The sequence below is a fragment of the Rhodopirellula maiorica SM1 genome, from assembly GCF_000346295.1.
Classification (GTDB): Bacteria; Planctomycetota; Planctomycetia; order Pirellulales; family Pirellulaceae; genus Novipirellula; species Novipirellula maiorica.
In genome coordinates this window covers 1-4,368 of the sequence record NZ_ANOG01000516.1, presented here as the reverse complement: position 1 = coordinate 4,368, position 4,368 = coordinate 1, and the positions used below count along the sequence as shown (strand labels likewise).

Annotated in this window: 4 protein-coding genes; 1 reads left to right on the top strand and 3 read right to left on the bottom strand. The window is 53.9% G+C overall.

What is annotated here, in order from left to right:
- Both RMSM_RS42675 and RMSM_RS16525 read right to left on the bottom strand, forming a co-directional pair.
- Positions 1-224, bottom strand: a 224-nt coding sequence (locus tag RMSM_RS42675) for a hypothetical protein (RefSeq protein ID WP_236622172.1), incomplete at its 3' end; no start/stop codon positions are given.
- A gap of 402 nt (positions 225-626) precedes the next feature.
- Positions 627-878, bottom strand: a complete 252-nt coding sequence (locus RMSM_RS16525; protein ID WP_008698475.1) for a hypothetical protein — start codon at positions 876-878, stop codon at positions 627-629.
- 115 nt (positions 879-993) lie between these two features.
- Between RMSM_RS16525 and RMSM_RS16520 the strand changes: the two genes are divergently transcribed.
- On the top strand, positions 994-3,543 hold the full coding sequence (locus tag RMSM_RS16520; RefSeq protein ID WP_040767490.1) for a G8 domain-containing protein: 2,550 nt from the start codon (positions 994-996) through the stop codon (positions 3,541-3,543).
- A gap of 64 nt (positions 3,544-3,607) precedes the next feature.
- On the opposite strand, the gene RMSM_RS16515 is transcribed toward RMSM_RS16520, so the two are convergent.
- Positions 3,608-4,198 carry a hypothetical protein gene (locus RMSM_RS16515; RefSeq protein ID WP_008698471.1) on the bottom strand — a complete coding sequence of 197 codons (591 nt, stop codon included), beginning with the start codon at positions 4,196-4,198 and terminating at the stop codon, positions 3,608-3,610.
- Positions 4,199-4,368: the final 170 nt, after the last annotated feature.

The following is a 4,368-nucleotide window of genomic DNA, read 5'->3' as shown; positions in this document are numbered from 1 at the left end:
GCTGCCCAGACCTGTTTCGCGATATCTTCCACGCGATCAGGCACGCCCGAACGATCGATGTCAGCAAGCGGCACTGCATCTTTGCCCGCTGTTGTGTAAAAGACGCGTATCGGATCGATAATATAGTGTTTATCGAGGAACGACTGTTCTTGTTGGGCGGAGACTTTTGGGGCGGAAACACAGATAAGTCCGCCGATGGTGAAAGCAAACAGTCGGACTGCCATACGTGGGTGTTGCATCGGTTGCATGACCTTGCTGGGTTAACGGAAGAAATCATGGCGACCGGAGCGTTGACCATCCACCCTCAGCAACTCCGCGAGGCGTCCCAGGGGTCACCATCGCGTCCATTGTAGTGCATTGATGTGGGGCCGGGGTGCCACCGGATTCACGTAGCCACGCAGCTGCCACCAGAGCTCATGCATGCCCCCTTTTTCGATGACGAGCATGAGCACGAAAAAAACGATGCCTCTGATCATGATCAAACACGGGCAAAAAAATGGTTGACAAAAGATGAAGGTAGAAATAGTAAGACACAGGTGACTCCGCCTTTTTAAGTTTTCTGTGTGCATCCTCTGTCGCCTGAGACATGCGAAGGCTTCGCCGGTGTTAGGCCTTGTGTTCGGTGTTCAGGTGTAGTTGTCGTTCAATATTTGCGGCATCATCACGCCACCGCGAGGACTCTTTGTATCGCCATTCCGGTCGGCGGACCAGATTCGATGCACTGTCCACGCTCGATAGACCAAACCTAGGCCCCAACTCTCATAGTGGCCTTGATCGTGAAACAGCTTGCGGCGTCCCTCACCACGGGTGACGACGTGGTAGTTGGCGCCAGGGAACTGGATCCGGTGCGCAGCCTTCACAACCGTTGCAGCCTTCACAAGGCCGTATCCAACTCCTGCAAGTGTACATCGTCTTCGCTGCCAAGTAGAATCGGTGCAATAGCTATGTACAAAGCTTTGAGCAGCACATCGTCGAGAATGAAGGTCCGTAGAGATGCTATCCCGTTTCGTCTTACCGAGTTTTATCGTTCTCTTTATTGGCGTTGTTGCGTGTTCGCAACTTGAATCTGCTGAGTGTCGGACGCAACAAAGCGGTCTCTGGTCGGACTCGGACACCTGGACGAACAAACGGGTCCCACAGTCTGGTGACACAATCCTTGTCCAAGCGGATCATGCCATCGTATTTGATAAGTCGAACTCAGCCGCATTCGGGGCGGTTCGGATCGAAGGTTCGCTGCGGTTTGATCCAAAGCAATCGTTAGAATTCTCGATGCAGGGAAACCTGCTCCTGCTGGGCAAGTTGACCCTCGCACCCGCGTCTCCCAACATGCGGCACGTGATCACTTTCACGAACATCGACGAAGCGAAGTACGTTGGCGGCGGAATGCGAATGCTCGAATCGGACGTGGGCCTCTGGGTGATGCGTGATGGATTGTTGGATGCCGTGGGAGCGAGAAAAACTCCCTGGACTCATCTTCAACGTGGCTACAAAGCGGGGCAGAAGACACTCGAAGTCAAAGATGCAACAGGATGGCGGATCGGCGATCAGCTGGAGATCGCGCCGACTCTTTCACCCAACATTGGCGAGGCATCCTGGAACGGATATGACAGCGCCAACATTACCGCGATCAACGGAACAACGGTCACACTCGATGCTCCGCTTCGTTTCGATCACCCGCAGGTCAACGATCAATGGACAGCGGAAGTGCTGAATCTCACCCGTAACGTGTTGCTGCAAGGCACCGAAACCGGAAGGGCACACACGATATTCATGGTCAAGCGACCGCAGACTCTCAAGAATGTTGAACTGCGACACATGGGGCCGCGGCAAAAGAAGGGCGACTACACCGATGGTGTGCTGGGCCGCTACGCTCTCCATTTTCACCACAGTCAAGACGGAAGTCGGGGCTCGATCGTCGAAAACGTTGTGATCCGCGATTGTGGCAACCACGCCTTCGTGCCGCATTGGAGTCATGGCATCACCTTGCAAGGCTGTATTAGTCACAACACCTGGGAAGATGCCTACTGGTGGGACCCCGGCAAAGGCAACCAGACGCACGACGTGCTTTTCGACCGCTGCGTGGCTTCGCGTATTCAAGATGATCCTGCCTTCCGGGGCTATCGTTTGGCGGGTTTCAACTTGCGACATGGCAATGGAAACGAAGTCGTCGATTGCGTGGCGTTCGGCGTTCAGGGTAATAACGACGCCAGCGGGTTTCTGTGGCCCGAAAATTCTGGAAGCGAGGGCGATGGAAGCAACACGGTGTGGCGGTTTCACCGAAACGTGTCGCATAACAACAAATGTGACGGGCTGTTCACGTGGCAAAACAATGACCAGCGGCATTTGGTTGAGAAGTTCGTCGCGTACCACAACGCCGACAATGGTCTGGAACATGGTGCGTACAACAACTCGTATGTCTATCGAGACGCGGTGATTTATGGAAACGGGCACGCGGGTGTGCAAATCCACGCGGTCTCTGCGTCCAGTCGGCAGTTGGCATTCGAGAACTTGACCGTCAATGGAGCGGGCCTGTCCAAATACGCTCTGGAATTCGTAAAGCATCAACCCGATCCTCAGCAGGCCACCTGGGTCGAAAACTGCACCTTCACCGGAGTGACCGAGGCAGCGGTGGCGTTCACGTACGACGGTCCGCCAAGCAAAGCGAAACGCGACTGGGTCGACGTCGTCGCGTGCCGTGTTCTGGACGATTCGCAACCCTTCCTGCTCAGTGACAACCTTCACCCAGATTCATTGATTACGGTTGAGCCTCTTGACGGACGGACGTTCGAGCTGCGACGCGCGGATCAGGAAGGTGAGAGGATCTCGCAATGGAATGCACGCATGACGGTCCCAGCTTCGGATGAATCCGATCGTCCTGCAAACGGAAAACGCCTGCTGCAAAAAACGTTGGTCGAAAACTTCACTGGTTATCAAGCAAAGCCATCCAGCTGGACGATTGCCTTTCCCTCCGATGCCAAGCTTCATGTTCAGGTTGATGATGGCGAACTGCTGTTCCAGTCCGCAGGAAAGGCGGGCCTGGCGTTAGCGCATCCAAAGGATGTGGTTTCCGAAAATGTCGATCAACGGGTCAAGTTCCGCATCAGCTCGAATTTGCCGTTAGTCGGCTTGTTCGCTCGTCGCAGTGAGTCAAACCCGGAATCGTTCTATGGTGTTCGCGTGGGAGTGGGTTCGAGCCGCACCCTGGAGATTTTTCGACAAGTGGATGGTCAGGATGCCGTCTTTACGGCCCTGGGTTCGGAGCAAGCGATTGCGTCCGGTGCGACCTATTGGTTGCGGTTTCAAGTCGAATCTCGTGAGCGAGGGACGGACTTACGCGCCAAGTTATGGCCGGCAGGGCAGCAGGAGCCTGCTGACTGGTCGCTCGAAGTCCTGGGCAACCACGAACGATCGCTGCGGGGGTCGACAGGGCAGTTCGGCGTATGGATAAAGCAACGAGGAAGCAACAGTCGGAAAATCTGGTGCGACGATTATCACGCGACGTCGCTGACTCCGGTGCCGCCTGCTCCCGCCGATCCGCGATGAAACTCACGGCCAGTTTCACTACGTGCTCTGTTCAGGAAGTGATGAACGTATTCCCGAACGGTTCCTAAATCAACGGAACGTCTTTCTGTATAGGAAGACGAGGTCGGCGTTTATTGCGGTTCCACTGCTCAAGACGTTCTTGTCTCTTCCTCTCCAATTTAGGAAGAATTCGCTGGACACGCTCTAGTAGCATGTACTGCTTGTCTAACGCATTCTTTCTATTGAACGCGTTTACCAATTCACTTTTCTTCGTTTCCAAATCTTCGATCAGTTGATGACGCTCAAGCGGCGAAAGGTTGTCTGAGGCATCAAGTTTTCTGTTGAGCTTTTGTATTCCCAATCGCAATTCTACTGTTTCTATCTCGTTCTTGATTGTCAAAAGTCTGTGCAGCGCGTATTGATGAGTCGCACGATCGCCAATCTGCAACATTTGGTCGACGCTTTTTTCCGATTGGACTTTTCTAGATCGTGTAGCTGCGAGAAACTCACGTAGCAGCTTCTCGTCGTTCGGGCGTTCTTGCAAGTCTTGCGAAATCGTTAGCCATGATCGTGTCTGGCCGTCATCAGCACTAAGCAGGGGCATGTCACCTGCAACCAAAATCGCTGTCACAACGATAACGCCAAAATGTCGTACCCAAATCACGCTGGTAGCCATCGATTTTCCATTGGTTGAGTGTGGCTATAAGAGGACTATAGCGATTGGACGCTAGATTTTTTAATTGAAGCAGGCAAGAGCAACCGGGCCCAATCGCGAAGCCTTCCCGCCATTGCTGTTTTCACCAGAGGCGATTTCCGAATCTCCGGGGGCGTGCTGCTAAGCCTCCC

Bases quoted from the DNA above. Each gene is read 5' to 3' on its own strand.
- RMSM_RS16520 (WP_040767490.1), top strand. From the start codon at position 994: ATGCTATCCCGTTTCGTCTTACCGAGTTTTATCGTTCTCTTTATTGGC.
- RMSM_RS16515 (WP_008698471.1), bottom strand. From the start codon at position 4,198: ATGGCTACCAGCGTGATTTGGGTACGACATTTTGGCGTTATCGTTGTG.